At 64.7% G+C, this 26,736-nt stretch carries 31 protein-coding genes and 1 tRNA gene; 21 read left to right on the forward strand and 11 right to left on the reverse strand.

Features of this window, described 5'->3' with window-relative positions:
• Nucleotides 1-196 precede the first annotated feature (196 nt).
• The 9 genes from HB681_RS02500 (at nucleotide 197) to tatC (ending at nucleotide 5,044) form a co-directional block, all read left to right on the forward strand.
• The gene (locus HB681_RS02500) at nucleotides 197-1,027 is read left to right on the forward strand and encodes a D-hexose-6-phosphate mutarotase (RefSeq protein WP_213953159.1); all 831 of its coding nucleotides are present in this window, start codon (nucleotides 197-199) and stop codon (nucleotides 1,025-1,027) included.
• An 11-nt stretch (nucleotides 1,028-1,038) separates the two neighbouring features.
• Complete coding sequence (hisF, locus tag HB681_RS02505; RefSeq protein WP_213953160.1) at nucleotides 1,039-1,839, forward strand: imidazole glycerol phosphate synthase subunit HisF; 801 nt, start codon at nucleotides 1,039-1,041, stop codon at nucleotides 1,837-1,839.
• An 84-nt stretch (nucleotides 1,840-1,923) separates the two neighbouring features.
• The gene (hisI, locus tag HB681_RS02510; RefSeq protein WP_213953161.1) at nucleotides 1,924-2,313 is read left to right on the forward strand and encodes a phosphoribosyl-AMP cyclohydrolase; all 390 of its coding nucleotides are present in this window, start codon (nucleotides 1,924-1,926) and stop codon (nucleotides 2,311-2,313) included.
• The gene (locus HB681_RS02515) at nucleotides 2,310-2,687 is read left to right on the forward strand and encodes a phosphoribosyl-ATP diphosphatase (RefSeq protein ID WP_213953162.1); all 378 of its coding nucleotides are present in this window, start codon (nucleotides 2,310-2,312) and stop codon (nucleotides 2,685-2,687) included. Before hisI ends, HB681_RS02515 begins: the two co-directional genes overlap by 4 nt.
• A 14-nt stretch (nucleotides 2,688-2,701) precedes the next feature.
• Nucleotides 2,702-3,091 carry a hypothetical protein gene (locus tag HB681_RS02520; protein ID WP_213953163.1) on the forward strand — a complete coding sequence of 130 codons (390 nt, stop codon included), beginning with the start codon at nucleotides 2,702-2,704 and terminating at the stop codon, nucleotides 3,089-3,091.
• Nucleotides 3,081-3,440 (forward strand): HIT domain-containing protein, encoded by a 360-nt coding sequence (locus tag HB681_RS02525; protein ID WP_213953164.1) that lies wholly within the window; start codon nucleotides 3,081-3,083, stop codon nucleotides 3,438-3,440. The genes HB681_RS02520 and HB681_RS02525 overlap by 11 nt, the downstream gene beginning before the upstream one ends.
• Nucleotides 3,441-3,486: 46 nt before the next feature.
• Nucleotides 3,487-3,729 (forward strand): Sec-independent protein translocase subunit TatA, encoded by a 243-nt coding sequence (tatA, locus tag HB681_RS02530; RefSeq protein WP_213953165.1) that lies wholly within the window; start codon nucleotides 3,487-3,489, stop codon nucleotides 3,727-3,729.
• Nucleotides 3,730-3,735: 6 nt separating this feature from the next.
• Entirely contained in the window at nucleotides 3,736-4,194 is a 459-nt protein-coding gene (gene tatB, locus HB681_RS02535) for a Sec-independent protein translocase protein TatB (RefSeq protein ID WP_213953166.1), read from the forward strand.
• 55 nt (nucleotides 4,195-4,249) lie between these two features.
• Complete coding sequence (gene tatC, locus HB681_RS02540) at nucleotides 4,250-5,044, forward strand: twin-arginine translocase subunit TatC (protein ID WP_213953167.1); 795 nt, start codon at nucleotides 4,250-4,252, stop codon at nucleotides 5,042-5,044.
• A gap of 85 nt (nucleotides 5,045-5,129) precedes the next feature.
• Here tatC and HB681_RS02545 read toward each other — a convergent pair whose 3' ends face one another.
• Complete coding sequence (locus HB681_RS02545; RefSeq protein ID WP_213953168.1) at nucleotides 5,130-6,293, reverse strand: Do family serine endopeptidase; 1,164 nt, start codon at nucleotides 6,291-6,293, stop codon at nucleotides 5,130-5,132.
• Nucleotides 6,294-6,435: 142 nt separating this feature from the next.
• Between HB681_RS02545 and HB681_RS02550 the strand changes: the two genes are divergently transcribed.
• Both HB681_RS02550 and pdxA read left to right on the forward strand, forming a co-directional pair.
• Nucleotides 6,436-7,209 carry a Nif3-like dinuclear metal center hexameric protein gene (locus tag HB681_RS02550; protein ID WP_213953169.1) on the forward strand — a complete coding sequence of 258 codons (774 nt, stop codon included), beginning with the start codon at nucleotides 6,436-6,438 and terminating at the stop codon, nucleotides 7,207-7,209.
• Nucleotides 7,206-8,237 (forward strand): 4-hydroxythreonine-4-phosphate dehydrogenase PdxA, encoded by a 1,032-nt coding sequence (gene pdxA / locus HB681_RS02555; RefSeq protein ID WP_213953170.1) that lies wholly within the window; start codon nucleotides 7,206-7,208, stop codon nucleotides 8,235-8,237. The genes HB681_RS02550 and pdxA overlap by 4 nt, the downstream gene beginning before the upstream one ends.
• Here the strand turns inward: pdxA and mscL are convergent.
• Nucleotides 8,224-8,655, reverse strand: a complete 432-nt coding sequence (mscL, locus tag HB681_RS02560) for a large conductance mechanosensitive channel protein MscL (RefSeq protein ID WP_213953171.1) — start codon at nucleotides 8,653-8,655, stop codon at nucleotides 8,224-8,226. The genes pdxA and mscL overlap by 14 nt on opposite strands.
• 162 nt (nucleotides 8,656-8,817) lie before the next feature.
• On the opposite strand from mscL, the gene petA reads away from it, so the two are divergent.
• From petA to HB681_RS02590, 6 genes are all read left to right on the forward strand, one after another.
• The gene (petA, locus tag HB681_RS02565) at nucleotides 8,818-9,432 is read left to right on the forward strand and encodes a ubiquinol-cytochrome c reductase iron-sulfur subunit (RefSeq protein ID WP_213953173.1); all 615 of its coding nucleotides are present in this window, start codon (nucleotides 8,818-8,820) and stop codon (nucleotides 9,430-9,432) included.
• A gap of 14 nt (nucleotides 9,433-9,446) precedes the next feature.
• The gene (locus tag HB681_RS02570; protein WP_213953175.1) at nucleotides 9,447-10,883 is read left to right on the forward strand and encodes a cytochrome bc complex cytochrome b subunit; all 1,437 of its coding nucleotides are present in this window, start codon (nucleotides 9,447-9,449) and stop codon (nucleotides 10,881-10,883) included.
• Nucleotides 10,884-10,900: 17 nt separating this feature from the next.
• Nucleotides 10,901-11,656 carry a cytochrome c1 gene (locus tag HB681_RS02575; protein WP_213953176.1) on the forward strand — a complete coding sequence of 252 codons (756 nt, stop codon included), beginning with the start codon at nucleotides 10,901-10,903 and terminating at the stop codon, nucleotides 11,654-11,656.
• Between the two features lie 92 nt (nucleotides 11,657-11,748).
• Complete coding sequence (locus HB681_RS02580) at nucleotides 11,749-12,360, forward strand: glutathione S-transferase N-terminal domain-containing protein (RefSeq protein ID WP_057596959.1); 612 nt, start codon at nucleotides 11,749-11,751, stop codon at nucleotides 12,358-12,360.
• Nucleotides 12,361-12,391: 31 nt separating this feature from the next.
• Nucleotides 12,392-12,949: a ClpXP protease specificity-enhancing factor gene (locus HB681_RS02585; protein WP_213953177.1), complete on the forward strand. Its 558-nt coding sequence runs from the start codon at nucleotides 12,392-12,394 to the stop codon at nucleotides 12,947-12,949.
• A 49-nt stretch (nucleotides 12,950-12,998) separates the two neighbouring features.
• Nucleotides 12,999-13,074 (forward strand) — tRNA-Thr (locus tag HB681_RS02590).
• Between the two features lie 74 nt (nucleotides 13,075-13,148).
• On the opposite strand, the gene HB681_RS02595 is transcribed toward HB681_RS02590, so the two are convergent.
• Complete coding sequence (locus HB681_RS02595; protein ID WP_213953178.1) at nucleotides 13,149-13,454, reverse strand: hypothetical protein; 306 nt, start codon at nucleotides 13,452-13,454, stop codon at nucleotides 13,149-13,151.
• A gap of 178 nt (nucleotides 13,455-13,632) precedes the next feature.
• Here HB681_RS02595 and secA point away from each other — a divergent pair, with 178 nt between their 5' ends.
• The 4 genes from secA (at nucleotide 13,633) to mutT (ending at nucleotide 19,190) form a co-directional block, all read left to right on the forward strand.
• Nucleotides 13,633-16,413: a preprotein translocase subunit SecA gene (gene secA / locus HB681_RS02600; protein ID WP_213953181.1), complete on the forward strand. Its 2,781-nt coding sequence runs from the start codon at nucleotides 13,633-13,635 to the stop codon at nucleotides 16,411-16,413.
• Between the two features lie 237 nt (nucleotides 16,414-16,650).
• Nucleotides 16,651-17,880 (forward strand): bifunctional glutamate N-acetyltransferase/amino-acid acetyltransferase ArgJ, encoded by a 1,230-nt coding sequence (gene argJ, locus HB681_RS02605; protein ID WP_213953182.1) that lies wholly within the window; start codon nucleotides 16,651-16,653, stop codon nucleotides 17,878-17,880.
• A 15-nt stretch (nucleotides 17,881-17,895) separates the two neighbouring features.
• Nucleotides 17,896-18,771: an ATP-binding protein gene (locus tag HB681_RS02610; RefSeq protein ID WP_213953184.1), complete on the forward strand. Its 876-nt coding sequence runs from the start codon at nucleotides 17,896-17,898 to the stop codon at nucleotides 18,769-18,771.
• Nucleotides 18,768-19,190 carry an 8-oxo-dGTP diphosphatase MutT gene (gene mutT, locus HB681_RS02615; RefSeq protein WP_213953185.1) on the forward strand — a complete coding sequence of 141 codons (423 nt, stop codon included), beginning with the start codon at nucleotides 18,768-18,770 and terminating at the stop codon, nucleotides 19,188-19,190. Before HB681_RS02610 ends, mutT begins: the two co-directional genes overlap by 4 nt.
• A gap of 22 nt (nucleotides 19,191-19,212) precedes the next feature.
• Here the strand turns inward: mutT and HB681_RS02620 are convergent, their stop codons facing one another.
• From HB681_RS02620 to HB681_RS02655, 8 genes are all read right to left on the reverse strand, one after another.
• Complete coding sequence (locus HB681_RS02620; protein ID WP_213953186.1) at nucleotides 19,213-19,422, reverse strand: DNA gyrase inhibitor YacG; 210 nt, start codon at nucleotides 19,420-19,422, stop codon at nucleotides 19,213-19,215.
• Nucleotides 19,419-20,174, reverse strand: a complete 756-nt coding sequence (gene zapD, locus HB681_RS02625; protein WP_213953187.1) for a cell division protein ZapD — start codon at nucleotides 20,172-20,174, stop codon at nucleotides 19,419-19,421. The genes HB681_RS02620 and zapD overlap by 4 nt, the downstream gene beginning before the upstream one ends.
• A gap of 44 nt (nucleotides 20,175-20,218) precedes the next feature.
• Nucleotides 20,219-21,238, reverse strand: coding sequence for a hypothetical protein (locus HB681_RS02630; protein WP_213953188.1), 1,020 nt, complete (start codon nucleotides 21,236-21,238; stop codon nucleotides 20,219-20,221).
• Between the two features lie 15 nt (nucleotides 21,239-21,253).
• On the reverse strand, nucleotides 21,254-22,240 hold the full coding sequence (locus HB681_RS02635) for a hypothetical protein (protein ID WP_213953189.1): 987 nt from the start codon (nucleotides 22,238-22,240) through the stop codon (nucleotides 21,254-21,256).
• An 82-nt stretch (nucleotides 22,241-22,322) separates the two neighbouring features.
• Nucleotides 22,323-23,813 carry an MBOAT family protein gene (locus tag HB681_RS02640; RefSeq protein WP_213953190.1) on the reverse strand — a complete coding sequence of 497 codons (1,491 nt, stop codon included), beginning with the start codon at nucleotides 23,811-23,813 and terminating at the stop codon, nucleotides 22,323-22,325.
• Between the two features lie 85 nt (nucleotides 23,814-23,898).
• Complete coding sequence (coaE, locus tag HB681_RS02645; protein ID WP_213953191.1) at nucleotides 23,899-24,504, reverse strand: dephospho-CoA kinase; 606 nt, start codon at nucleotides 24,502-24,504, stop codon at nucleotides 23,899-23,901.
• 45 nt (nucleotides 24,505-24,549) lie between these two features.
• Nucleotides 24,550-25,512: an A24 family peptidase gene (locus HB681_RS02650; protein WP_213953192.1), complete on the reverse strand. Its 963-nt coding sequence runs from the start codon at nucleotides 25,510-25,512 to the stop codon at nucleotides 24,550-24,552.
• A complete protein-coding gene (locus HB681_RS02655; RefSeq protein ID WP_213953193.1) occupies nucleotides 25,512-26,732 on the reverse strand; it encodes a type II secretion system F family protein in 1,221 nt (406 codons plus the stop codon). The genes HB681_RS02650 and HB681_RS02655 overlap by 1 nt, the downstream gene beginning before the upstream one ends.
• Nucleotides 26,733-26,736 lie beyond the last annotated feature (4 nt).

The following is a 26,736-nucleotide window of genomic DNA, read 5'->3' on the forward strand; positions in this document are numbered from 1 at the left end:
GGGCGTCCGGCGGCGGTTCAGTCGAATCCGGGCCGGCGCCCACTGCGTGGCATTCATTTCCGCCCTGAAGCACGCAGTCTGCACTGAACGGCCGGCGAGTGCCACTGTTGGAAGCGCTGTACGTGCGCTGCGCGGTGTGCGCAAGCTCCGTGCGCCCTCGGGAGACTTTGTCCGGAGCGTCCCTAGAATCGGAAGCATGCCGATCCAATCCCTCCAGTTCCGTGGCCAGCCCGCGTTGGCGCTCGACCTGCCTGCCGGCGATCGCGCCATCGTCGCGATGCATGGCGCGCACCTGCTCTCCTGGACCACCGCCGACGGTGTCGAGCGCATCTACCTGAGTCCCGAAGCGCTGTTTGACGGCAGCAGCGCCATCCGTGGCGGCATCCCGGTCTGCTGGCCCCAGTTCAACGTGCGCGGCACGCTGCCCAAGCACGGCTTTGCACGCAACCTGCCCTGGCAGGCGATGCCGTCCGCCGACGGGCAACTGGTGATGGCGCTGCGCGACGACGAAGCCACGCGCACCCTCTGGCCGCATGCCTTCAGCCTCCGGCTCACCGTCACCCTCGCGCCGCGGCAACTGCGCGTCACGCTTGATGTAGCCAACTCCGGTGCGACGCCGTTCAGCTTCGCGCTGGCGTTGCACAGCTACCTGCAGGTCGACGACATCGCGGATGCCCGGCTCGAGGGATTGCAGGGTGCCCCGTGCTGGGACTCGTTGCGCGACCTTCGCGACGTCGAATCGGCGCAAGCCCTGCGCTTCACTGCCGAATTCGACAGCGTCTACGGCGCCCCGCCTGCACCGCTGAAACTCGTCCAGCCATCGGGCACCCTGCAGATCGCCCAGAACGCCACCTGCACCGAAACCGTGGTCTGGAACCCCGGTCCCATCCTCAGCGCCAAGCTCGCGGACATGCCCGACGACGGCTACCGCCAGATGCTGTGCGTGGAGGCGGCCCGCATCGACGAAAACATCATCCTTCCACCCGGCGCCCAATGGCAGGCGTGGCAGGAACTCACCGTCCTCTGAATCCCCGAACCATGCTTGCCAAACGCATCATTCCCTGCCTCGACGTGACCGGTGGCCGCGTCGTGAAGGGCGTCAACTTTCTTGAACTGCGCGATGCCGGCGACCCGGTCGAGATCGCGGCCCGCTACAACGCGCAGGGCGCCGACGAACTGACTTTCCTCGACATCACGGCCACCAGCGACGGCCGCGACCTGATCCTGCCGATCATCGAGGCCGTCGCGTCGCAGGTGTTCATCCCGCTGACCGTGGGCGGCGGCGTCCGCACCGTGGCCGACGTGCGCCGCCTGCTCAATGCGGGCGCCGACAAGACCAGCTTCAACTCGGCCGCCATCGCCGACCCCTCCGTCATCGACGCCGCATCGCACAAATACGGCGCCCAGTGCATCGTGGTGGCGATCGACGCCAAGCGCCGCACCGCCGGGGAAGAAGCGCGCATCGGCGCCGACGGCAAGGCGGCCGGGCCAGGCTGGGATGTCTACAGCCACGGCGGCCGCAAGAATACCGGCCTGGATGCCGTTCGATGGGCCGCCGAGATGGCGCGCCGTGGCGCCGGCGAGATCCTGCTGACCAGCATGGACCGCGACGGCACCAAGAGCGGCTTCGACCTCGCCCTGACCCGCGCGGTGAGCGACGCGGTCGGCGTGCCCGTGATCGCGTCCGGTGGCGTCGGCACCCTTGATCACTTGGCCGACGGCGTGCAACAGGGCGGCGCCGATGCGGTCCTGGCGGCCAGCATCTTCCACTATGGCGAGCACACCGTCGGCGAGGCCAAGCAGCGCATGGCCGCGCGCGGGATTCCCGTGCGGATCTGACCGCACGCCGGTCCGCCGGTCCGGCGTGGCGTATCCACATCCCGCCGGGGAAAACTGCCTTTGCCAATCACCGACAATGCGCTGATGAATTGGCTTGATCAAGTGAAATGGGATGCGAACGGACTCGTGCCGGTGATCGCGCAGGAGCAGGGCAGCAACGACGTATTGATGTTCGCCTGGATGAATCGCGAGGCGCTCGGCAAGACGGCCGAGCTCGGCCGCGCCGTGTATTTCAGCCGCTCCCGCAACAAGCTCTGGTTCAAGGGGGAAGAGTCCGGCCATGTGCAGACCGTGCACGAGATCCGCGTCGACTGCGACAACGACGTGGTGCTGCTGAAGGTCACCCAGCTCGGTCATGAACCCGGCATCGCGTGCCATACCGGCCGCCACAGCTGCTTCTTCAGCAAACTCGAAAATGGCCAATGGACGGCAGTGGAGCCTGTCTTGAAAGACCCCGAGTCGATCTACAAGTGATGAACAGCATGAACATCGACAGCCTGGACCGCCTCGCCGCCGTCATTGAAAGCCGCCTGCCCGCGCGCGGCGGCGATCCGGACAAGAGCTACGTGGCCCGCCTCTTGCACCGGGGTCCCGACGCCTTCCTGAAGAAGATCGGCGAGGAGGCCACCGAAGTCGTCATGGCGGCCAAGGATGCCGACCACGGCGGAGACCGCGCAAAAATAGTGAACGAAGTGGCTGATTTGTGGTTCCACAGCATGGTGGCGCTGGCGCACTACGGCCTGTCGCCACGTGATGTCGTTGCCGAACTGATGCGCCGCGAAGGCACCAGCGGCATCGAGGAAAAGGCCCTGCGCAAGGCGCAGGATCGGGAAGCGTCCAACGATTGAACTAAGGACACGCCATGACGAACGACATCGTGCCAGTCCCCGCCAACGATTCGCTCAAGACGATCGGCTGGATCAGTTATTTCATGCATTTGATCGTCGCGGTCGGTGCTGTCCTGCCGGGGGCGCAGGCATCCATCGCGCTGCTGCTGATCGCGCTGGTCATCGACCTGGTCAAGCGCGACGAAGCGGTGGGCACCTGGCAGGAATCCCACTTCTCCTGGCGCATCCGCTCGGTGCTGTGGGCCGGCCTGCTCTACGTGGTGACGTCGCCGCTCTGGCTGCTGCTGTTCCTGCCCGGCTGGATCGCGTGGGCACTGATTTCGCTATGGTTCCTGTACCGCATCATCAAGGGCATGGTGCGCATGAATGCCGGCCAACCTATGGAGACAACGAGTGTCGTCTGATCCCAATTGCATCTTCTGCAAAATCATCGAAGGCAAGATCCCGTCGCGAAAGATGTACGAAGACGACGACCTGTTCGGCTTCCATGACATCGCGCCGTGGGCGCCGGTCCATTTCATGCTGGTGCCGAAGCGCCATATCCCCTCGATGGCGCAACTCACGCCGGAAGATTCTGCGCTGATGGGCAAGATCATGACGCTCGCGCCCAAGCTCGCGGTCGAGGCGGGATGCAATCCGTATCCGAAGGGCGGTTTCCGCGTGGTGGTCAACACCGGTGCGGAGGGCGGGCAGGAGGTTCATCATCTCCATGTTCACGTCATGGGCGGCCCGCGCCCGTGGCTCAGGGGCTGAACCGGCGGCCCGCATAAAATTAGTCACAATTTTTCAGGAGTCATCCATGGGTTCTTTTTCAATCTGGCACTGGCTGATCGTGCTGCTGATCGTGGTGATGGTGTTCGGCACCAAGAAGCTGCGCAACATGGGCAGCGACCTCGGGGGCGCTGTCAAGGGGTTCAAGGACGGCATGAAGGACGGCTCCGCCGCTGACGCCGCCGGCAACGCGCCCGCCGCGCAAGTGACGGCCAACGCCGCCGCTGCCGACAAGCCGACGATCGACGTCGAAGCCCGTCAAAAGTCCTGATCCCGCGTGCTCGACCTCGGCATCGAAAAGATGGCGCTGATCGGCGTGGTGGCGCTGATCGTCATCGGGCCTGAAAAGCTCCCGCGCGTGGCGCGCACCGTCGGCACCTTGCTCGGCAAGGCGCAGCGGTATGTCAATGACGTCAAGCAGGAGGTCAACCGCTCGATGGAGCTCGACGAGCTCCGCAAGATGAAAAGCACCGTCGAAGACGCGGCGCGCGATGTGGAGCAGAGCATCCACAGCGAGGCGAACGCGATCGAGAAGAGCTTCAAGGAAATCGACGACAGCTCCGCCTCCTCCTCCGAGGTCGCGCAGGTGTTCCCCGAGTACAAGCATCCCCGCAAGAACTGGCGCCTGAAGCAGGGCGCCACGCCGCAGTGGTACAAGTCGCGCAACGGCGTGCGCACCAAGGCGCTTTCCGGCGCGGCGCGCGTGGCGCGTTTCCGTCCGCACAAGATCAACTGAGTCCACCCTGCGCCCGCGCGCGCCGGATTTCGCACCGGTCAATGCACCTTTCCCAATGGCCGAACCCACCAACAACAAAGAAGACGAACTCGCAGGCACCGAACAGCCGTTCGTGCAGCACCTGGTCGAGCTTCGCGACCGCCTCCTCTATTGCTGCTATGGCCTGGCCGTGGCAGCAGCATTGCTCGCCGTCTGGCCCGGCCCGAGCGGGCTGATCGATTTCATCGCGATACCGATCCGGGCCCACATGCCCGAAGGGGCGAAGCTCATTGCCATCGGCGTGTTCTCCCCCTTCTTCGTGCCGCTCAAGGTGCTGGGCATGACGGCGGTGCTGCTGGCGCTGCCGTGGCTCATGTACCAGATCTGGATGTTCGTGGCGCCCGGCCTCTACAGCCATGAAAAGCGTTTTGCCCTGCCGCTGATCTTCTTCGGCAGCCTGCTGGCCTATGGCGGCATCGCGTTCGTGCAGTTCTTCGTGCTGGACAAGATGTTCACCTTCATACAGCGCTTCGCCCCGCCATCCGTGCAGGCGACGCCCGACATCGCGTCCTACGTCGAGGCCATCCTGTCGCTCTACATCGCCTTCGGCGTGGCCTTCCAGGTCCCGATCGTGGTGATGCTGCTGGTGCGCTTCGAGATGGTCACGGTCGAGAAGTTGCGCTCGTTTCGCGGCTACTTCATCGTCGTCGCGTTTGTCGTGGCGGCCGTGCTGACGCCACCTGATGTGGTGTCGCAACTGGCGCTTGCCATACCGATGTGCCTGCTCTACGAAATCGGCATCATCGGCGCCAAGCACTTCGTGCGGCACTCCAGGGCGCCCGATGAGAGCGCCGATTCACCGGCGCCCTGATCGGAACCGGATTGGGCGATCTTGATCAAGGCCGCTGTCCCGGCCGAGGATGCGCGGGCGGCGGAGGGCTTGATCCGGCGCTCTGCTACTCCTGTTCGCGCTGAGGAGCGCGGCGCGGCGAGGTCTTCGGCCGCTGGCCGGAAGTCACGTCCAGGTCCAGCTTGTCGCTGCCGCGTTGCAGCGCAAAGCGCGCGGCGGTGCCGGGCTTGAGGCCGGCCACGGCGGTCAGCAGTTCCTGCACGTTGTCGACCTTCTTCTCGCCCACGCCGGTGATCACGTCGCCGGGCCGGATACCGGCCTTGGCGGCAGGGCCGGCCTGCAGCACGCCGGTGATGATCACGCCCTTGGTGGCCTTCACGCCGAAGGTTTCCGCCAGTTCGGGCGAGAGTTCGTTCGGCTCCACGCCGATCCAGCCGCGCGTGACCTTGCCGTCGCGCACGATGTCTTCCAGCACCAGCTTGGCGGTCGAGACCGGAATGGCAAAGCCGATGCCCATGCTGCCGCCGGAGCGCGAATAGATCGCCGTGTTGATGCCTTCCAGGTTGCCCACCACATCCACCAGCGCGCCGCCCGAATTGCCGGGATTGATGGCCGCATCGGTCTGGATGAAGTTCTCGAAGGTGTTGATGCCCAGCTGATTGCGACCCAGCGCCGACACGATGCCGCTGGTCACGGTCTGGCCGACGCCGAAGGGGTTGCCGATCGCCAGCACCTGGTCGCCGACCTGGAGCGAGTCGGAGTTGCCGAGGACGATCACGGGCAGCTTGTCGAGATCGATCTTCAGCACGGCCAGGTCGGTATCGGGATCGGTGCCGACCACCTTGGCGGCAACATGGCGGCTGTCATTGAGGGTGACTTCGATTTCGTCGGCGCCCTCGACGACGTGGTTGTTGGTGAGGATGTAGCCGTCGCCGCTGACGATCACCCCGCTGCCGAGTCCGACCTGCGGTTGCTCGTCGCCCTGGTCGCCAAAGAAGAAGCGAAACCACGGATCGCTGTTGCGCGGATTGCGCTGCGCCGCCTTGCTGGTGTTGATGCTCACCACCGCCGGCGATGCCTTCTTCGCGGCGGCGCTCAGGCTGCCGGGCGCCACCGCTTGTGCGAGCCCGGCCGGCGCCTCGATCACGGAGACCTGCCCGCCCAGCGAGCCGCGGCGGTTCAGCCAATCAGGCTTGAGCGTGGCGACGACGAAATAGGCCGCCAGCAGGACGGTCACGGTTTGGGCAAAGAGCAGCCAGGTGCGTTTCATTGAAAGGCGACGACGATGAGGATTGCACGGAGATGGCCGGCAGCGGCGCCGGTACACGGATTCGGCATTGTCCCCCAACGGCCTCCCTGCGATGACCGGCGGCATGTGGCACTTGGGGGCAAGACGGAGCCACAATCGCGGCATGAGCACCACTCGCCACGAACTGCTGCACGCGCTGGATGTCCTGCTGGCGCCTGGCCGATTCAAGGACTACGCGCCGAACGGCCTGCAGGTGGAAGGACGCACCACCGTACGCAAGATCGTCTCCGGCGTCACCGCGAGTCGCGCGTTGATCGAGGCGGCCATCCATGCGGACGCCGACGCCATCTTCGTGCACCACGGCCTGTTCTGGCGCGGCCAGGACGGCCGCGTGACCGGCTGGATGCGGCAGCGGCTCGGTCTGCTGCTGGGCGACGACGTCAACCTGTTCGCCTACCACCTGCCGCTCGACGCGCATCCGGAGTTGGGCAACAACGCGCAACTCGGCCTGCAGCTTGGATTGATCGCGCAGCCGGGGTCGGCGGGGCGCTTCGGCGAGCAGGATCTCGGATTCTTTGGCGGGCGCATCGACGGCGAGGGCTTCTCAAGCGCGACGGCCTTGTCGCTGCATATCGAGAAAGTGCTCAAGCGACCGGTGGCGCTGGTCGACCCGACGCACCGCCCGATCAAGAAGATCGCCTGGTGCACCGGTGGCGCGCAGAGCTACTTCGAAGCTGCCATCGCCGCTGGCGCCGATGCCTTCATCACCGGCGAAATCTCGGAGCCGCAGGCGCACTACGCGCGCGAGATGGGCGTCGCCTTCCTGGCCTGTGGACACCACGCGACCGAGCGCTTCGGCGCGCCAGCGGTCGCCGCGCACGTGGCCGCCACGCTTGGCCTGAAACACGAGTTCATCGACATCGACAACCCCGCGTGAAGCCCATCGCCATCACCCAGGGCGACCCGGCAGGCATCGGGCCGGAGATCATTGCCAAGGCATTTCGCGACGAGAGCGAACTGACACGCGCCTGCTTCGTGGTGGGCGACCTCGCCACGATGCGGCAGGCCAGCCAGTCACTCGCGGCATTCGGTCGCCCCTCCGCTCCGGTGGCCCTCATCGAATCCGTCGAACAGGCGGGCAGCGTCCCCCCGCATTGCATCCCGGTGCTGCAGGCCATTGCACCGCCCTTGGGCGTGGTAGTGGGTCAGGTTGGCGCCGCTGCGGGTCGTGCGGCCGGGGATGCGGTCGTGTGGGCCGCGCGTGCGGCACTGCGCGGCGACATTGCCGCAATCGTCACGGCGCCGCTCCACAAGGAATCGCTTCACGCGGCCGGCTTCGCCTTTCCCGGCCACACCGAATTGCTTCAGGCCGAGGCCGCCGCGTGGCTGAACCGCCCGGTGGCAGATGTGCCCGTGCGCATGATGCTGGCCAATGACGAATTGCGCACCGTGCTGGTCAGCATCCACATGTCGCTGCGCCATGCGATCGAGGCAGTGCACTTCGACGGCGTGCTCCAGACCCTGCGCATCACGCACGCGGCGCTCGGCGCTGCGTTGGGAAAGGCTCCCAGGATCGCGGTGGCCGGCCTCAATCCGCATGCGGGGGAAGGTGGACTGTTCGGGTCCGAGGAGCGGGAGATCATCGGGCCCGCCATCGCGGCGGCTTGCGCGGAGGGCATCGATGCCCATGGACCCTACGCGCCCGACACCGTGTTCATGCGTGCGCGCACCGGCGAGTTCGACGTCGTGGTCGCGATGTACCACGACCAAGGTCTGATCCCGGTCAAGTACCTGGGCGTGGAACAGGGAGTGAATGTGACGCTGGGACTGCCGCTGGTGCGCACCAGCCCCGATCACGGTACCGCCTTCGATATTGCCGGCACCGGCATTGCCGACCCCGCCAGCCTGCTCGCGGCCATTCACATGGCGCGAGCGCTGGCATGCACCCCGGTCAGCGGCGGTTGAGGCTGTCGCGGATTTCGCGCAGCAACACGACGTCCTCGGGTGTCGCCGGCGGGGCTGCGGGCGCGGGTGGTTCGATGTTGCGCAGCCGGTTGATCTGCTTGACCATCATGAAGATGATGAAGGCCAGGATGACGAAGTTCACCGCGATGGTGATGAAGTTGCCATAGGCCAGCACCGGCACGCCGGCTTTTTTCAGGTCGGCCAGCGTGTTGGCCACGCCCGCGGGCGGCGTGCCGAGAACCACATAGAGATTCGAGAAGTCCAGCTTGCCGAAGACCATGCCCACCAACGGCATGATGATGTCTGCCACAAGCGAGTCGACGATCTTTCCGAAGGCCCCGCCAATGATCACGCCGACGGCAAGATCAATGACATTTCCCTTCACCGCGAACTCGCGGAATTCCTTCAAAACGCTCATGTGGACTGTCCTCTCTACTGGTTATTGAAACTCGCCGAATACTAGGCGTTATGCGGGGCGCGCACCACCCATTCAACGCATTTGCATCGTTGAATCGGCGTCTAACGCTCCGCTACAATCTCGGGTTGACCGAAGCATCCCGCGAAGATTTTGAGGACCCCCATGAGTGACATCCCCGTCGGCAGCCCCAGGGTCGACACCAGCAAGCGGACATGGTTGATCGCATCCGGCTGCGCAGGCGCCGTGGGCGGCGTGGCCACTGCAATTCCGTTCGTCAGCACCTTTGAACCCTCGGAAAAGGCCAAGGCCGCTGGTGCTCCGGTCGAAGTCGATATTGGTGCCCTGAAGGTCGGCGAGAAGATGACCGTCGAATGGCGGGGCAAGCCCGTCTGGATCCTCAAGCGCACGCCCGCCCAGGTCTCCGAGCTGGCCAAGCTCGATGGGCAACTGGCGGATCCGCAGTCCAAGCGTCATCCCGATGAATTCACGCCCAAGTACGCGCAGAACGAGCATCGCTCGATCAAGCCTGAAGTGCTGGTCGTGGTCGGTATCTGCACCCATCTCGGCTGCTCCCCGACCGACCGCTTCCAGGCCGGCCCGCAGCCCTCGCTGCCCAATGACTGGGAAGGCGGCTTCCTGTGCCCCTGCCATGGCTCGACCTTCGACCTTGCAGGCCGTGTGTTCAAGAACAAGCCCGCGCCCGACAACCTGCCGGTGCCGCCGCACATGTATCTCTCGGACACGCGCCTGCTGATCGGCGAAGACAAGAAAGCCTGAGGCACAGGAAGAACATGGCTGAATTCAAGGAAATCTCTCCCAATGCACCCGCCGGTGCCAAGTTGCTGAACTGGGTCGACAACCGGTTCCCGCTGTCGAAGCTCTACAACGAGCACATGGGCGAGTACTTCGCGCCCAAGAACTTCAACTTCTGGTACATCTTCGGCTCGCTCGCGATGCTGGTCCTCGTGATCCAGATCGTGACCGGCATCTTCCTTGTGATGCACTACAAGCCGGACGCCACGCAGGCCTTCGCTTCGGTCGAGTACATCATGCGCGACGTGCCATGGGGCTGGCTGATCCGCTACATCCATTCGACGGGTGCATCGGCCTTCTTCATCGTCGTGTACCTGCACATGTTCCGCGGGCTCATCTACGGCAGCTATCGCAAGCCGCGCGAGTTGATCTGGGTGTTCGGCTGCGCGATCTTCCTGTGCCTGATGGCCGAGGCCTTCATGGGCTACCTGCTCCCCTGGGGCCAGATGAGCTACTGGGGTGCGCAGGTGATCGTGAACCTGTTCGCCGCGGTCCCCTTCGTCGGTCCTGACCTGGCCCTGCTGATCCGCGGCGACTACGTGGTGAGCGACGCCACGCTGAACCGCTTTTTCAGCTTCCACGTCATCGCCGTGCCGCTGGTGCTGCTGGGCCTGGTGGTCGCGCACTTGATCGCCCTGCACGAAGTGGGCTCGAACAATCCCGACGGCGTCGAGATCAAGGCCAAGCGCGGCGCCGATGGCCATCCGCTCGACGGCATTCCATTCCATCCGTACTACACGGTGCACGACATCTTCGGCGTGGTGGTGTTCCTGACGGTGTTCTCGGCAGTGATCTTCTTCGCGCCCGAGGCCGGCGGCTACTTCCTGGAGTACAACAACTTCATCCCAGCCGACTCGTTGAAGACGCCCAACCACATCGCGCCGGTCTGGTACTTCACGCCCTTCTATTCGATGCTGCGCGCCACCACCGACGACATGATCAAGGTGTTCTCGCTGATCGTGGCGCTCGGCGCGGTCTATGCGTTCGTCAAGGGCAAGATGGGCATGGGCCTCAAGATCGCGATTGCCGTGGTCGCGGTCATCGCCATCTACCTGCTCAATGTCTTCGATGCCAAGTTCTGGGGCGTGGTGGTGATGGGCGGCTCCGTCATCATCCTGTTCTTCCTGCCGTGGCTGGACAAGAGCGCGGTCAAGTCGATCCGCTACCGTCCGAGCTGGCACAAGTATGTCTACGGCGTGTTCGTCTTCTTCTTCCTGATCCTTGGCTACCTGGGCATCCAGCCCCCGGGCGTGTGGGGCAACCTGGTGATCGGTTCGTTCGCGCTCGACATCGCGCAGACCATTTCGCAGATTGGCACGCTCCTGTACTTTGGCTTCTTCCTGCTGATGCCGGTGTGGAGCCGCCTGGGTGAATTCAAGCCTGTCCCCGACCGCGTGGTCTTTGCCGCGCACTGAGGCAGGAGCTCAAGACAATGAAGAAACTGATCCTCACGCTTGTGGCCGCGTTTGCCCTGATGGGTGGCGCACATGCCAACGAAGAAGGCCTTGCCTGGGACAAGGCGCCCAACAAGACCAACGACGTCGCATCGCTGCAGAACGGCGCCAAGCTGTTCGTCAACTACTGCCTCAGCTGCCATTCCGCGGCCTTCATGCGCTACAACCGCTTGCAGGACATCGGCATCACCGAGCAACAGATCAAGGACAACCTGCTGTTCACGACCGAGAAGGTCGGTGAGACGATGAAGGCGAACATCGATCCGCGCCAGGCCAAGGAATGGTTCGGTGTGAATCCGCCCGACCTGACCCTGGTGGCCCGTTCGCGCGCGGGCCATGGCGGCACCGGCGCCGACTACCTCTACACCTATCTGCGCACGTTCTATCGCGACGACACCAAGGCCACCGGCTGGAACAACCTCGCATTTCCGAGCGTCGCAATGCCGCACGTGATGTGGGAGCTGCAAGGCGACCGCCGCCCTGTCTACGACAAGATCGAGGCGCACGGCCACGAGACGGAAGTGTTCAAGGGCTGGGAGCAACTGACGCCCGGCAAGATGACGCCGTTGCAATACGACCAGGCCGTGGGTGACCTCGTGAACTACCTGCAATGGATGGCTGAACCCGCGCAGAACACGCGCGTGCGCGTCGGCGTCTGGGTGCTGCTGTTCCTGTTGATGGCCGTGGTCTTTACCTGGCGCCTCAATGCGTCGTACTGGAAAGACGTCAAGTAGTCCAACGCCGATCGGGCGCGCTGCGCGCCCGGTCCCGCAGAGTGGGTTGCCAACGCGACCCACTCTTTTTGATTTTTAGGAGGCCTTTCGCCATGATGGTTTTGTATTCAGGAACGACCTGCCCTTTCTCCCATCGTTGCCGCTTCGTGCTGTTCGAAAAAGGCATGGACTTCGAAATCCGTGACGTCGATCTCTACAACAAGCCCGAAGACATCAGCGTGATGAACCCGTACGGCCAGGTGCCGATCCTGGTCGAGCGTGACCTGATCCTGTACGAGTCGAACATCATCAACGAGTACATCGACGAGCGCTTCCCGCATCCGCAGCTGATGCCCGGCGACCCGGTCGACCGCGCCCGCGTGCGCCTGTTCCTGCTCAACTTCGAGAAGGAACTGTTCGTGCACGTCTCGACGCTCGAGAACCGCACGGCCAAGGGCAACGAGAAGGCGCTGGAAAAGGCCCGCTCGCACATCCGCGACCGCCTGACGCAGCTCGCGCCTGTGTTCTTGAAGAACAAGTACATGCTGGGCGACAATTTCTCGATGCTCGACGTCGCGATTGCACCCCTGCTGTGGCGCCTGGATTACTACGGCATCGATCTCAGCAAGAATGCGGCGCCGCTGCTCAAGTACGCCGAACGCATCTTCTCGCGCCCGGCCTATATCGAAGCGCTGACGCCGTCCGAAAAGGTGATGCGCAAGTAGAGTTTGCAAAACTAGGCAAACTACGCTTTAAATGATCAACGCCCTCGAATCGACTTCCACCCGTCCCTATCTGATCCGGGCCCTCTATGAGTGGTGCACCGACAATGGGTACACGCCCTATGTCGCGGTGCAGGTCGACGATTCGGTCCAGGTGCCGCGCGAGTACGTGAAGAACGGCGAGATCGTCCTGAACATCAGCTTCGACGCGACCAGCTCGCTCAAGCTTGGGAACGATTTCATCGAGTTCAAGGCGCGCTTTGCCGGCACGGCGCGGGAAATCAGCGTGCCCGTGGGCCGGGTGATCGCGATCTACGCCCGCGAGAACGGACAGGGCATGGCGTTTCCTGCGCCAGCGCCTGCAGAGCCTGCTCCGGCGATGCCTTCCATGCCGGCATTGCCCGTCCCGAATCCCGCTTCGCGCACGCCGTTGCGCGACACCGCGCGCGGCGGCGAGGGCGATGCAAGCAAGGTCGTGCACCTCGTGCCTGAAGATGGCGCCGGCACGGCCAGCGGGCATGCGGACCTGGACGAGCCTCCGCGTCCACCGGCTGGCGGCGGCGCCCGCCCGTCGCTCAAACGCATCAAGTAGGGCAACCCGGCCAGGCGCCAGCGCACTGGTCGCTAAAATTCGCAGTTACGCCGCTTTAGCTCAGTTGGTAGAGCACCCGCCTTGTAAGCGGAAGGTCGTCAGTTCGATTCCGACAAGCGGCACCAAATCCAGGCCCGGTAGCGTCCAATGCATCCGGGCTTTTCATTTGCACCGTCTGCAGGCCGCGACCCCGCCCGCCTCACCGCTTGGTCTGCACCTTGATGCGGATCGTGGCGTCATCCCATCCCTTGGCTCGCAGTCGCGCCTGCAGCATCGGCACCAGCTGCCGCAGCTTGGCCGCCGCGGCACTGCCCCGCACGAGCACGCACCACACCCCGTCCTCCACCGGCCCGGCCTGGAGGGCGGGGCGCATCTCCAGCGGGATCAGGTCGAGCACCGCGCGCAGGCGCTCGTTCGTGTCGCGGACACGGGCGGCCAGGCTCGCAAGCGCGGGCGAGGCTTCGGTGGCCTGCTGCAGGGTGACGGCGTTGAATCGGGTGCTCATGGGCGTGGTGATAGGGATGCGGCAAGCGGGCTAAAATCTGCGGTTGGCCGGCGTTCGCGCTGGCCGGGCGAGCTTGCATTCTTGCAATTGCGCAAAGCGCGCCCACTTGCATCCACCATATCTTAGGGATTTCGGCCGCAGTGCCTGACGCTGTCGGGCGCCCGTCCATCCTCCACTCATGGCCACCAACTTCCTGACCCAACTTTTCGGCAGTCGCAATGACCGTCTACTCAAGCAGTATCGCAAGACGGTCGACCGCATCAACGCCCTGGAGCCTGCATTCGAAAAGCTCAGCGAAGACGCGCTGAAGGCCAAGACGCAAGAATTCAAGGATCGGCTCGCCAAGGGCGAGACGCTCGACGACCTGCTGCCCGAAGCCTTTGCCACCGTGCGCGAGGCTTCCAAGCGCATCATGAAGATGCGCCATTTCGATGTGCAGCTGCTGGGCGGCATGGCCCTGCACAACGGCAAGATCTCCGAGATGCGCACGGGCGAGGGCAAGACGCTGACAGCCACCTTGCCGGTCTACCTGAACGCGCTCTCAGGCAAGGGCGTGCACGTCGTCACGGTGAACGACTACCTCGCGAGCCGGGACGCGCAGTGGATGGGACGGCTCTACGGCTACCTCGGCCTGACCACCGGCATCAACCTGCCGAACATGCCGCGCGAGGCCAAGCAGGAAGCGTATCGCTGCGACATCACCTACGGCACCAACAACGAATACGGCTTCGACTACCTGCGCGACAACATGGTCTACGAAGTGGCGGATCGCGTCGCGCGCGGCCTGAACTACGCCATCGTGGACGAGGTCGACTCGATCCTGATCGACGAGGCGCGCACGCCGCTGATCATCAGCGGCCAGGCCGAGGATCACACGGACCTGTACCTGGCCATCAACAAGGTCGTGCCGCTGCTGAAGAAGCAGGAGGGCGAGGCCGATCCACGCACGGGCGAGGGCGTCATCACGCCCGGCGACTTCACCGTCGACGAGAAGACTCACCAGGTGTTCCTGACCGAGGACGGCCATGAGAAGGCCGAGCAGCTCCTGTCGGAATTCAAGCTGCTGCCGGAAGGCGCGTCGTTGTACGACCCGGCCAACATCACGTTGATGCATCACCTGAACGCGGCGCTGCGCGCGCGGCATCTCTACCATCGCGACCAGCACTATGTTGTGCAGCAGGGCGAGGTCATCATCGTCGACGAGTTCACCGGCCGGCTGATGACCGGCCGCCGCTGGAGCGATGGCCTGCACCAGGCCGTCGAGGCGAAGGAAGGTGTCGAGATCCAGGCCGAGAACCAGACGCTCGCCTCGATCACCTTCCAGAACTACTTCCGGCTCTACGCCAAGCTGGCCGGCATGACCGGCACGGCCGACACGGAAGCGTACGAGTTCCAGGAGATCTACGGGCTCGAGACCGTCCTCATTCCGCCCAACCGCGTGAGCAAGCGGGATGACCAGCTCGATCGCGTCTACAAAACCACGCGCGAGAAGTACCAGGCGGCCATCGAGGACATCCGCGAGTGCTATGACCGTGGCCAGCCGGTGCTGGTGGGTACCTCGTCGATCGAGAACTCGGAAATCATCGACGGGCTGCTGAACGAAGTGGGCCTGCCGCACCAGGTGCTCAACGCCAAGCAGCACGCACGCGAGGCCGACATCATTGCGCAGGCCGGTCGTCCGAAGATGATCACGATCGCGACCAACATGGCCGGCCGCGGCACCGACATCGTGCTCGGCGGCAATGTCGAGAAGATGATCGAGACGCTCGAGCAGAACCCTGAGTTCGATGAGGCCGCCCGCGAGGCCGAGGCCGAGAAGCTGCGCAGCGAATGGAGCAAGGAGCACGAGTTCGTGACCTCGCAGGGCGGCCTGCGCATTATCGCGACCGAACGCCACGAATCGCGCCGCATCGACAACCAGTTGCGTGGCCGGTCAGGTCGGCAGGGTGACAACGGCTCTTCGCGCTTCTACCTGAGCCTGGACGATCCGTTGATGCGCATCTTCGCGGGCGACCGCGTCAAGGCCATCATGGACCGGCTCAAGATGCCGGACGGCGAGGCCATCGAGGCGGGCATCGTGACGCGCAGCATCGAGAGTGCGCAGCGCAAGGTCGAGGCACGCAACTTCGACGTGCGCAAGCAATTGCTCGAATACGACGACGTGAGCAACGACCAGCGCAAGGTGATCTACCAGCAGCGCAACGACATCCTCGACGCAGCCGACCTCACGGCCCAGATCGCGGCCTTGCGCGAAGGCTGTTTCACCGACCTGGCGCGCCAGTACGTGCCGGCCGAATCCGTCGAAGAGCAGTGGGACCTGCCCGGGCTCGAGAAGGTGCTCTCCACCGAGTGGGGCCTGGAGCTGTCGCTGGTGAAGGACGTCGAAGCCGCGACCGCAATCTCCGACGAGGATGTCGTCGAGAAGGTGGTCGCCGCTGCCAACGCCGCCTTCGCCGCCAAGGTGGAGTTGATCGGCGCGCACAACTTCACCCAGTTCGAACGCATGGTGCTGCTGCAGAGCATCGACACGCATTGGCGCGAGCACCTGGCCTCGCTCGACTACCTGCGCCAGGGGATTCACCTGCGCGGCTATGCGCAGAAGCAGCCCAAGCAGGAGTACAAGCGCGAGGCCTTCGAGCTGTTCGGCCAGTTGCTCGATTCGGTCAAGAACGAAGTCACGCGCCAGTTGATGACGGTGCGCGTGCAGTCGAGTGAGCAACTCGACGAGGCCGCCGAAGCGATGGAGAGCCGTGCCGAGGCGATTTCGAACATCACCTACACGGCGCCTACCGAAACCGGCGAGGCCGAGGTGCGCGTCGACGAGGAAAGCATTCGCCGTGCGGCACTTGGCGGCGGGCTCAGTGCGGGCGCTGCGGCCTTTGCGCGCGTCGGTCGCAACGACCCGTGCCCTTGCGGCAGTGGCAAGAAGTACAAGGCGTGCCACGGCAAGCTGACTTGAGAAGGTGTGAATATTCCTGTTACGGACGCCAATCCCGGAGCTGCGGTGCTCATCGCACAAGAGTGCGGTTCCGCTCCTCGACCCGACCTTGGCGCCCTCGCTACGGAATCTTCACGCCTTCTACGCACACCTTGGACTCCCCGCCTTTGCTGCGCTTGGCCAATGCACCGGTGGCCCGGCGTTGCCGGTCCGCGGTGATTCTGGAATTGAACAAGCGCGTTTCTGGAGATAACTTTCATGCCCGTGAACCTGACCGCCCCTGATCCTGCCGCCTTGTTCGCGGTGCCCGGCATCCGCATCGGCGTTGCCGAAGCCGGCGTGCGCAAAGCCAATCGCAAGGACCTGACCGTCGTGCTCATCGACGAGGGCGCGGCGGTTGGCGGCGTCTTCACCCAGAACCGCTTCTGCGCGGCACCGGTGCAAGTGTGCCGCGAGCACCTGGCGCAGAACTTCGGCATCCGCGCGATGCTGATCAATACCGGCAATGCCAATGCGGGGACGGGCGAGGATGGGCTCGCCCGCACGCGCGCCACCTGCATCGCATTAGCGCGCCACCTGGACATCGCTCCTGAAGAAATCCTGCCGTTCTCGACCGGCGTGATCATGGAGCCGCTGCCGATCGACCGCATCGAGGCGGGCCTGCCGGCCGCGCTGGACGATGCCTCGCCGGACCATTGGGCCCGCGCCGCCGAAGGCATCATGACCACCGACACGGTGCCCAAGGCCTTCAGCCAGCGCGTGCAGATCGGTGGCGCGACTGTCACGATCACCGGCATCAGCAAGGGCGCGGGCATGATCCGGCCGAACATGGCGACCATGCTGGGCTTCATGGCCACCGACGCGAAGATCGACCCCGCCCTGATCCAGCCGCTGGCCAAGGCACTGGCCGATTCGTCATTCAACCGCGTGACCATCGATGGTGACACGTCGACCAACGATTCGTTCGTGGTCATCGCCACGCAGAAGGCCGCGCACGCCACCATCACCTCACTGGAGTCGGCGGACGGCCGCGCCTTGCTCGAGGCCATGCGCGACGTCGCGCGCCTGCTGGCGCAGGCCATCGTGCGCGATGGCGAGGGCGCGACCAAGTTCATCACGATCCGGGTGGAGGGCGGCCGGAATGCCGCGGAGTGCCGCCAGGTGGCCTACGCGGTCGCGCATTCGCCGCTGGTCAAGACGGCGTTCTTCGCCAGCGATCCGAATCTCGGGCGTATCCTGGCGGCGGTGGGCTACGCAGGTATCGACGATCTGGACCAGACCGGCATCGACCTGCACCTCGACGACGTCCACGTGGCTGTGAAGGGCGGTCGCAACCCGTCCTACCGCGAGGAAGACGGCCAACGCGTGATGAAGCAGAGCGAGATCACCGTGCGCATCGGCCTCGGCCGTGGCGACGCGAGTGACACGGTCTGGACCTGCGACCTGAGCCACGACTACGTTTCCATCAACGCCGACTACAGGTCCTGATGCGGAAGGCGTTCGATGAATGAAGCCTTCCAGCGCCTGATCGAGCGCGCCGAACAGCTCATCACCCGAATCGAATCGGTGTTGCCGCAACCCCTGTCCGCGCCCGCGGACTGGAATGCCTCGATCGCCTGGCGCTACCGCCGGCGCAGTACCGGCCATGGCGTGCTGGAGCCGGTCCACCACGTGGCCGCGATGGCACTCGACAACCTGAAGGAAATCGACGTCCAGAAGGAAAAGATCGAGCGCAACACGCGCCAGTTCGTCGAGGGCAAGCCGGCCAACAACGTGCTGCTCACCGGCGCACGCGGCACCGGCAAGTCCTCGCTGATCCGCGCCTGCCTGCAGGCCTATGCACCGCAGGGCTTGCGCCTGATCGAGGTCGACAAGGCCGAGCTCACCGACTTGCCCGACATCGTCGAGGTGGTCGCGAACCGGCCCGAGAAGTTCATCGTGTTCAGCGACGACCTCAGCTTCGACGAGGGCGAGCCGGGCTACAAGGCGCTCAAGTCGATCCTCGATGGCTCCATCGCCGCGTCGACGGCCAACGTGCTGATCTATGCGACCAGCAACCGACGCCACCTGTTGCCGGAATACATGAAGGACAACCTCAGCTACACCCACACCGAGGACGGCGAGGTGCATCCGGGCGAGGTCATCGAGGAGAAGATCTCCCTGTCGGAGCGCTTCGGCCTGTGGGTCAGCTTCTACCCTTTCAGCCAGAACGAGTACCTGGCGATCGTCGCGCAGTGGCTTTCGTCCTTCGGCGTGGCGCCGGCCGCGATCGAGGCGGCGCGCGCGGACGCGCTGGTCTGGGCGTTGGAGCGGGGCTCGCGCAGCGGGCGCGTGGCTTGGCAGTTCGCGCGCGACTATGCGGGGAGGGCCGCGGCGTGACCGAAGCGCGCAAGCACACCGAAGTGGCAGTCGGCATCCTGATCCGCGGCGATGGCGCATTGCTCCTGTCGACGCGCCCGGAAGGCAAGGCCTATGCAGGCTACTGGGAGTTCCCGGGCGGCAAGATCGAGGCCGGCGAGACGGTGGAGCAGGCGCTGCGGCGCGAACTGCACGAGGAACTGGGCATCACGATCGCGCAAGCCCAGGCCTGGAAGATCACGGAACACGACTATCCCCATGCCCTCGTGCGCCTGCACTGGTGCAAGGTGCACGCCTGGAGCGGCGAATTCGAGATGCGCGAAGGCCAGCGGATGTGCTGGCAACAGTTGCCGTTGGAGGTCACACCGGTCTTGCCAGGGGCGATGCCGGTGCTGGCCTGGCTTGCGCAAGAGCGCGGCCTGCCGACGCCGTCGGCCTGATACGGCTTTTGCCCCACGACGCCTATTGAAGCCTGGGGTCGCCGAAGGGCTCGTCGTCGGGCGGCGCATCGGCCGCCACCCGGAACGATTCGCTGGCCCAGGCGCCCAGGTCGAGCCCCTTGCAGCGCGCGCTGCAGAACGGACGATAGGGGTTGCGAGGCGCGTAGTAGGTGTCCTCGCCACAGCCGGGGCAGCGAACGATGCGTTCGCTGAATTTCACCGGGTCGGTCATGCGCAAAGCGTGAGTTCGAAGGGGGCGTTCTCGCTGCTCTGGTGCAGGCGATCGTCCTCGCCGAGCTTCATGAGGCGCACCGACACCATCAGGCGATTGCCGCTGATTTCCGGGACGAGGCCCAGGGTCTGGTCGATGCGCATGCGCAGCAACTGGAAGGTCCGGCCTTGCGGCAGGGTCTGCTGGAACTGCCCGTTGGCCGCGATCACCTTGTAGGGCACGTCGGCGTCGCGCAGGAGCTTGAGCAGCAGGTAGATCGATTCGGCCAGCGGAGACAGCGTGGCGGACCAGCGTTCCAGGTCCGTGCGTCGCGCCGAGGCCTTGTGATGCTGCCACGCGTAGTAGGCCGGCAGGTCGAACTCGCAGGTGCCGCCCGGGATGCCGGCGCGGCTGCGAATGCTCATGAGCCATTCGTTTTCGGTCAGCGATTGGCCAGCCTTGCCGGGCACCGTGTTGAGCGTGTTGAAGTGGCGCTCGAGCTGGGCGATCACCTGGTCGAGCACTGTTTCGGAAATCGCCGGATTGCCGCGATAGCTGTTGAAGACGTGCTTGTGCTTCTCGAGGTCGCGCATCACGTCGGCCTTGAGGTCGGCGCGGGCCGCCACGTCCATGATCTCGAAGATCGTGACGAGCGCGTAGTGGTGCGACAGCGCCGAATCGGCCGGTACCAGTTCGCCGAGTCGGCGAAAAAGATGTTCGAGGCGCAGGTAGGTCCGGATGCGCTCGTTGAAGGGGTACTCGTAGAGGATCACGCGTGTCGGAGGGCTGTTGCGGGGATCATAGCTTCAACAGAATGTTAAGGCGGCGTACTTGCTGGCGGAGGGAGGATCTTGCGCACCTCCTGCAGCATGAATTGCCCCAGGAACACCTGGCCGTGCGTCGAAAGGTGCGTGTCGTTCGGGAAGTACAGGTCGCGCATCGTGAGGCGCTGCTCGCGCATCAGGCTGAACAAGTCCGGTCCCACGCCCAGCTTGTTGAACCCGTCGACGAATTCCCTGGAATAGTCGGGCTTGAGGTAGGTCGTCGTCTTGTTGGGAATCACCATCCACAACAGGGGCGTGGCTTTGCGCGCTGCGGTGAAGGCCTTGAAGCGCTCCAGGGTCTTGAGCGTCAGCGGGCCATTGTCGACGTCGTCGGCGTAGAAGAGGGCGCGGTCGCAGAGGCGGTGGCTGAAGCGATCGCAGCCATCGGGCACGAGACGCACCATGGTTGCCCGGCTGATGAGGACGTCCGACCTGGTTTCCTTGGCGCGCCGGGTGTTGCGGTAGGTCACGAGGCCGCTGGTGAGCCTTGCCGTCCAGTTGAGCTCGAAGCCGGGCACGGCCGTGAACGGATGGATGAAGGGCTCCGGCTTGGCGGTGAACTTGCGGCTCATGCGGCCGTTCACGCAGGCTTCCGACTTCTGCATGCGCTCGTCGAGCAGGCGTTCCACGCTCTGGAAGATGACGAGCTTGCCGTGGAAGCCTGCCTCGGCGAGCCACGCGTCCACGTCGCCGCAGAGCGCCTCGCTGTAGGTGGCCCAGTAGGTGGTGGTCACGCGGTAGCCGGCATGCACCAGGACGGCTTGCCATTGGTGCGTCATCGAGAAGCTGTCGCCCACGATCAAAATATCGGCCTGGCTGACGGGCGACTCGATCAGGTCCTGCTCGACCACGGGAGGCGGCTGAAGCTTCCAGCCGAATTCATGATCGGACACGCGCCCGATGCGCGACAGGTCGCCGTAAGGGACGGGTGTCAGCAGCGTGACGACCAGCAGCGCCGTGATGACGACGAAGCCGGCGAAGAAAACGCGGAGCCAGAGCTTGGCGGGGCTCATGTCGAAGTCACCGCGCTATTGCGGCGCGGCGCCGGGCCGCGCCAGCACCTCGCGCACGGCCTGCAACATCATCGTTCCGAGGATGCCCTGTCCGTAGGTCGACATGTGCGTGTCGTTCGGAAAGTAGAAATCCTTGATCTTGTCGCGGTTCTCGGCGGCCATCGTGAAGAAATCCGGCCCGAGCTTCGCCGGCAGGTAGACGTTGCGGAAGGCCTTCGAATGGTTCTGGTTGAAGTAGGTGGTGGTCTTGTCGGGAATCACCATCCAGACATAGGGAATCCGTGTCTGCCTTGCGTTGAATTCCTTCATGCGCTCGAAGTCGCCGGCATCCAGCTCGCCGGCCTTCTGGTCCTGCTTGAAGAAGAGCACCTTGGGGCACAAGGGGTTGCTGAACAGCGCGCAGCCATCCGGCACCACGCGGACCTGGGTTTCGTCGAAGCTGATGTCGCCCGGCGCCGCGCGCGCGCGCCGCGTGCGGTCCCAGGTGATGATGCCGGTGGCCAGCGTCGCTGTCGAATTGAGAGCGAAGCCCGGCTTCTCGGCCAGCGCCACCACAGGGGGATTGAGCCGCGGAATGAACGGCGCGGTCATGTGCGCGCACTGGGTGCTGAGCCTCATCCGCTCCTTCAGCAGGCGTTCCACGGATTCGAAGATCACCAGCTTGCCGCGGAAGCCGGCGTCGATCAGCCACTGCTGCACGTCGGCGCACATCGTCTCGTGATAGGAGCCCCAATAGATCGTCGTGACCTTGTAGCCGGCGCGCACCAGTTCGGCCTGCCAGACATGCGTCATGGAAAAGCTGTCCCCGATGACCACGATGTCGGCCTCGGCCAGCGGCACCGCGACCATGAAGGGCTTCTCCGGCAATGTCGGTGGGCGTTGCTGCCAGCCGAATTCGGCGTCGGACAGGCGGGACAGGCGCGACAGGTCGCCATAGGGCACCGTGGTGAAAAGCGTCAGGAGCAGCATCGCAACGATGACGGCAAAGCCGGCGAAAAACATACGCAGCCAAAGCTTCGCCGGACTCATCTGCACGGCCCGAATACGGTGCGCGCCGCCGGCGCGATCCAGATGGCGGTCATTCCTAGAACTGGAAATAGAGGAACGGGCTGTAGGAGCCGAGTTGCGACACGCAGAAGGCCAGCATCGTCACGGTCAGCAGCGCCATCACGACGGTCGCGATCGAGCCTGCGCGCGGACGCGTGGCCAGGAAAATCGGCTGAGGCACCCAGCGCTCCAGCGTGATCGTCGGCGGCAGTGCCAGGCAGACCACCAGCGCGACCAGCAGCGTCTGGAAGAACTCCGGCTTGCGGTAGGGGACGATGAATTCGCCGAAGGCGCCGTCCGGAACGCCGTGCAAGCCGAGCATGCCCTTGTAGATCTCGACCGCCGCGGTCATGCTTTCCGCGCGGAACACCACCCAGGCGATCATCACGCAGAGAAAAGTGAGCAGCCAGCCCAGCACCTTGGCAATACGACCCGGTGGCACGTTGCGCCGCACCTTGGCATTCCACAGGTGGTTGACCATGAGGTAGCCCCCGTGCAGCGCGCCCCAGATCACGAAGGTCCAGGCCGCACCGTGCCACAAGCCGCCCAGCAGCATGGTCAGGAACAGGTTGATGTAGCGCCGCGTCTGCCCCTTGCGGTTGCCGCCCAGCGGCACGTAGAGGTAATCGCGCAGGAAGGTCGACAGTGAGATGTGCCAGCGGCGCCAGAACTCGATGATGTTGGTCGACTTGTAGGGCGAGTTGAAGTTGAGCGGCAGCCGGACGCCAAGGCACAACGACAGGCCCACCGCCATGTCGGAGTAGCCCGAGAAATCGAAGTAGATCTGCATCGTGTACGCGAGCACGCCAAACCACGCCGTGTAGAGCGAAGGCATGACGCCGCCGTGCACGCCGTTGAACACCATGTCGGCGTACTGGCCCATCTTGTCGCCGATGAGCAGCTTCTTGGCCAGGCCGAAAGTGAAGATCGCCAGCCCCAGCGCGACCTTGTTCGGGTCGACGCGGTAGGTCGAGGGGTTGGCGAATTGCGGCATCATCTGCGCGTGATGCAGCACCGGCCCCGCGATCAGGTGCGGAAAGTAGGTCACGAAGAGCGCGTAGTGCACGAAGCTGCGCTCATGCACCTTGCCCTGCCAGCAGTCGACCAGGAAGGCGATCTGCGTGAAGGTGTAGAACGAAATACCGATCGGCAATGCGATGTGCAGCATTTCGATGGGCGAGGTGCCGGCTGCCGTCAACGCGTCGTTCACGTTCGCGATGAAGAAGTTCGCGTACTTGAAGATGCCCAGCACCACGAGATTGGCCGTCAACGCCAGCACCAGCATGCGCTTGCGCTTCTTGTCGGAGCGGCCGGGCTGAGGCGTGAGTCGCTGGGCCGACCAGTAGTTGAAGCAGATCGACAGCACCAGCAAAGGCATCGCCTTCACGCTCCACCACCCGTAGAAGAACAACGACGCCAGGGCCAGGAAGCCGGCTGCGGCCCGGATGTTGTGCTTGCCGATGAGGAAGAACCCGATCAGCACGACCGGGAAGAAGGCAAAGATGAACGCGTAGGAGTTGAAAAGCATCGAATCGTGTGGCGTTGCCCGGTCAATCCGGAGGCGCGTCTTGTGGGTGCAACTGCTTGCCGGTGCGACGCCGGCGAGAGCGCAATTATGGCGCGCCGCTGCCCATCCACCGCAGCCAGAGCGCCTCGACCTCGGCATCGAGCTGCGCGAGGCTCAGGCCCTCGTTGAAGATCACTGCATCGGCTGCGGCGCGCCTGGCCTCGCGGCTGGCCTGCTGCGCGATTACCGAGCGCACCGCTTCCTCCGACCAGCCGGAGCGCGCCATCACGCGGCCCATCTGCGTGGCCTCGGTGGCATCGACCACCAGCACCCGATCCACGCGCGCGCGCCAGCGGCCCGACTCGACCAGCAGCGGCACATCGAACACGACGATGTCATGGCCTTGCGCCTGCGCCGCCTGCTGGTCGCAGGCCGTGCCGATCAGCGGGTGCAGGATGGCTTCCAGCCGGCGCTTGGCGGACGCGTCCTGGAACACGATCTGGCGCATGCGGTCCCGGTCCAGGGCGCCGTCGTCCTGGACCACGTCCTGGCCGAACTGCGCCGCGATGGGCGCCATCGCCTGCCCACCCGGCAAGGTGAGCGAGCGGGCGATCGCATCCGTGTCGATCAGCGCGGCGCCGCGCTGCACCAGCATGCCTGCGACCGTGCTCTTGCCGCTGCCGATCCCGCCGGTCAGGCCGATGCGACGCATGCCGCGGGCTCTCTCGCGCAAAGGTGAAGGCATTTCCCGGGGTGCTCAGAACTGCGGAAGGGGAAACGCGAACGGCGCCAGCAGGCGCACCGCGTGCGGCCCGAGCACGAAACACACGATCCCCGTGCCGGCCAGGCAGGGGCCGAAGGAAATTGGAATGTCCTTGTGCGCCACCTTGCCGACGATCCGCAGCACGACCCAGAGAATGACGCCCACGATGGACGACACCAGCACGATCGCCAGCAGGTAGTCGGCCCCCAGCCATGCACCGAGCGCCGCCAGCAACTTGAAGTCGCCGTGTCCCATGCCTTCCTTGCCGCGGACCTTCTGGAACAGCGTGGCAACCACCCAGAAGAACATGTAGCCCGTGAAGGCGGCCCAGACGGCCGAGTTCAACGTCACCCCGGTCCATCCGAGCGCCGCGCCGACCAGCCCCAGCCACAACAGGGCGTAGGTGTATTCGTCCGGCAACAGTTGCGTGTCGAGGTCGATCAGGAACTGGCAGACCAGCAGCGCGTTGAAGGCGGCCCAGAGCCCGCCCACGGGGCTGAGGCCGAAGCGCCATCCCACCAGCGCGAACAAGGCCGCGACGGACAGCTCGACCAATGGATAGCGGATGCTGATGCCGGCCTTGCAGGCGGAGCACTTGCCGCGCAACAGCAGGTAGCTCAGCACCGGAATGTTCTCGTACCAGCGAATCGTGTGTCCGCAGGCGCCGCAGCGCGAGCGCGGCGCCGACAGGCTCAGCGGCGGCAGCGCCTCGATCTGCGCCAGCGCCGGCGTCGCGGCGGCTTCCAGCGCGGGCGGCGTGGCCGACTTGTCGCCGAACACCAGCGTCCACAAGCTCGGCTGCTCTGGCGACGGCGTCAGCGCGGCCACCGAATCCGTCAGCCAGTCGCGATACATCATCGCCGGCTTGCGGTAGACCACGACATTGAGAAAGCTGCCGATCAACAACCCGAGCAGGCCGGCCGCCACCGCGGCCTCAGCCCCTGCCGACAACCACATCAGACGACCTGGCCGAGCTTGAAGATGGGCAGGTACATCGACACCACGATGCCACCGATGATGACGCCGAGGATCACGATGATGATGGGCTCCATCAGGCTCGAAAGCCCGGCCACCATGTCGTCCACTTCCGATTCGTAGAAGTCGGCGGCCTTGCCGAGCATGTGGTCGATCGAGCCGGATTCCTCGCCGATGGCGGTCATCTGCAGCACCATCGACGGGAAGATGTTGGCATTGGTCATTGCCGCAGTCAGGCTGGTGCCGGTCGAGACTTCCTGCTGGATCTTCACCGTGGCATCGGCATACACCGAGTTGCCCGACGCACCACCGACCGAGTCGAGCGCCTCGACCAGCGGCACGCCGGCTGCGAACATGGTCGCGAGCGTGCGCGTCCAGCGCGCGATGCAGGACTTGTCGATCAGCGTGCCGAAGATCGGCAGCTTGAGCAGCAAGCGGTCCATGAACTTCTGCACGCGCTCGTTGCGCTTCCAGGCCTGCATGAAGAAATAGAGGCCGCCGCCGATCACGCCGAAGATCAGCCACCAGTAGGACACGAAGAATTCGCTGATCGCCATCACGATCAACGTGGGCGCAGGCAGGTCGGCGCCGAAGGAGCTGAACACCTGCTTGAAGGCCGGGATCACGAAGATCATGATCACCGCGACCACCACGAAGGCCACCACGATCACCGAGGTCGGATACATCAGCGCCGACTTGATCTTGGACTTGATCGCCTCGGTCTTTTCCATGTAGGTGGCCAGGCGGTCCAGCAACTCTTCCAGGATACCGGCCGCCTCACCCGCTTCGACCAGGTTGCAGTACAGGTTGTCGAAGTACTTCGGGAACTTGCGGAACGCAGCCGACAGCGAGGTGCCCGTCTCCACGTCGCCGCGGACGTCGTTGAGCAGCTTGGCCACGCTCGGATTTGCATTGCCCCGGCCGACGATGTCGAAGGCCTGCAGCAGCGGCACGCCGGCCTTCATCATGGTCGCAAGCTGGCGCGTGAAGATCGCAATGTCCTTCGGCTTGATGGACTTGCCCGAGCGCATCTTGCGCTTCTTGATCTTGGTGGCCAGTACACCCTGGCGCCGCAACGAGGCCTGCACCTGGTTCTCGCCCGATGCGCGCATCTCGCCGCGCACCTGCTTGCCATTGCGGTCCCGACCTTCCCATTCGAAGATCGTTTCCTTGATGTTCCTGACGGATGTTGCAGTTGCCATTCAG

Origin of the sequence: Variovorax sp. dw_954 (genome assembly GCF_018449755.1) — a bacterium.
Lineage (GTDB): Bacteria > Pseudomonadota > Gammaproteobacteria > Burkholderiales > Burkholderiaceae_C > Variovorax.

What these genes read in the sequence shown, in the direction of transcription:
- HB681_RS02500 (WP_213953159.1), top strand. Translation starts at nt 197, where the DNA reads ATGCCGATCCAATCCCTCCAGTTCCGTGGCCAGCCCGCGTTGGCGCTC.
- hisF (WP_213953160.1), top strand. Translation starts at nt 1,039, where the DNA reads ATGCTTGCCAAACGCATCATTCCCTGCCTCGACGTGACCGGTGGCCGC.
- hisI (WP_213953161.1), top strand. Translation starts at nt 1,924, where the DNA reads ATGAATTGGCTTGATCAAGTGAAATGGGATGCGAACGGACTCGTGCCG.
- HB681_RS02520 (WP_213953163.1), top strand. Translation starts at nt 2,702, where the DNA reads ATGACGAACGACATCGTGCCAGTCCCCGCCAACGATTCGCTCAAGACG.
- tatA (WP_213953165.1), top strand. Translation starts at nt 3,487, where the DNA reads ATGGGTTCTTTTTCAATCTGGCACTGGCTGATCGTGCTGCTGATCGTG.
- tatC (WP_213953167.1), top strand. Translation starts at nt 4,250, where the DNA reads ATGGCCGAACCCACCAACAACAAAGAAGACGAACTCGCAGGCACCGAA.
- HB681_RS02545 (WP_213953168.1), bottom strand. Translation starts at nt 6,293, where the DNA reads ATGAAACGCACCTGGCTGCTCTTTGCCCAAACCGTGACCGTCCTGCTG.
- HB681_RS02550 (WP_213953169.1), top strand. Translation starts at nt 6,436, where the DNA reads ATGAGCACCACTCGCCACGAACTGCTGCACGCGCTGGATGTCCTGCTG.
- mscL (WP_213953171.1), bottom strand. Translation starts at nt 8,655, where the DNA reads ATGAGCGTTTTGAAGGAATTCCGCGAGTTCGCGGTGAAGGGAAATGTC.
- petA (WP_213953173.1), top strand. Translation starts at nt 8,818, where the DNA reads ATGAGTGACATCCCCGTCGGCAGCCCCAGGGTCGACACCAGCAAGCGG.
- HB681_RS02570 (WP_213953175.1), top strand. Translation starts at nt 9,447, where the DNA reads ATGGCTGAATTCAAGGAAATCTCTCCCAATGCACCCGCCGGTGCCAAG.
- HB681_RS02575 (WP_213953176.1), top strand. Translation starts at nt 10,901, where the DNA reads ATGAAGAAACTGATCCTCACGCTTGTGGCCGCGTTTGCCCTGATGGGT.
- HB681_RS02580 (WP_057596959.1), top strand. Translation starts at nt 11,749, where the DNA reads ATGATGGTTTTGTATTCAGGAACGACCTGCCCTTTCTCCCATCGTTGC.
- HB681_RS02585 (WP_213953177.1), top strand. Translation starts at nt 12,392, where the DNA reads ATGATCAACGCCCTCGAATCGACTTCCACCCGTCCCTATCTGATCCGG.
- HB681_RS02595 (WP_213953178.1), bottom strand. Translation starts at nt 13,454, where the DNA reads ATGAGCACCCGATTCAACGCCGTCACCCTGCAGCAGGCCACCGAAGCC.
- secA (WP_213953181.1), top strand. Translation starts at nt 13,633, where the DNA reads ATGGCCACCAACTTCCTGACCCAACTTTTCGGCAGTCGCAATGACCGT.
- argJ (WP_213953182.1), top strand. Translation starts at nt 16,651, where the DNA reads ATGCCCGTGAACCTGACCGCCCCTGATCCTGCCGCCTTGTTCGCGGTG.
- HB681_RS02610 (WP_213953184.1), top strand. Translation starts at nt 17,896, where the DNA reads ATGAATGAAGCCTTCCAGCGCCTGATCGAGCGCGCCGAACAGCTCATC.
- HB681_RS02620 (WP_213953186.1), bottom strand. Translation starts at nt 19,422, where the DNA reads ATGACCGACCCGGTGAAATTCAGCGAACGCATCGTTCGCTGCCCCGGC.
- HB681_RS02630 (WP_213953188.1), bottom strand. Translation starts at nt 21,238, where the DNA reads ATGAGCCCCGCCAAGCTCTGGCTCCGCGTTTTCTTCGCCGGCTTCGTC.
- HB681_RS02635 (WP_213953189.1), bottom strand. Translation starts at nt 22,240, where the DNA reads ATGTTTTTCGCCGGCTTTGCCGTCATCGTTGCGATGCTGCTCCTGACG.
- HB681_RS02640 (WP_213953190.1), bottom strand. Translation starts at nt 23,813, where the DNA reads ATGCTTTTCAACTCCTACGCGTTCATCTTTGCCTTCTTCCCGGTCGTG.
- coaE (WP_213953191.1), bottom strand. Translation starts at nt 24,504, where the DNA reads ATGCGTCGCATCGGCCTGACCGGCGGGATCGGCAGCGGCAAGAGCACG.
- HB681_RS02650 (WP_213953192.1), bottom strand. Translation starts at nt 25,512, where the DNA reads ATGTGGTTGTCGGCAGGGGCTGAGGCCGCGGTGGCGGCCGGCCTGCTC.
- HB681_RS02655 (WP_213953193.1), bottom strand. Translation starts at nt 26,732, where the DNA reads ATGGCAACTGCAACATCCGTCAGGAACATCAAGGAAACGATCTTCGAA.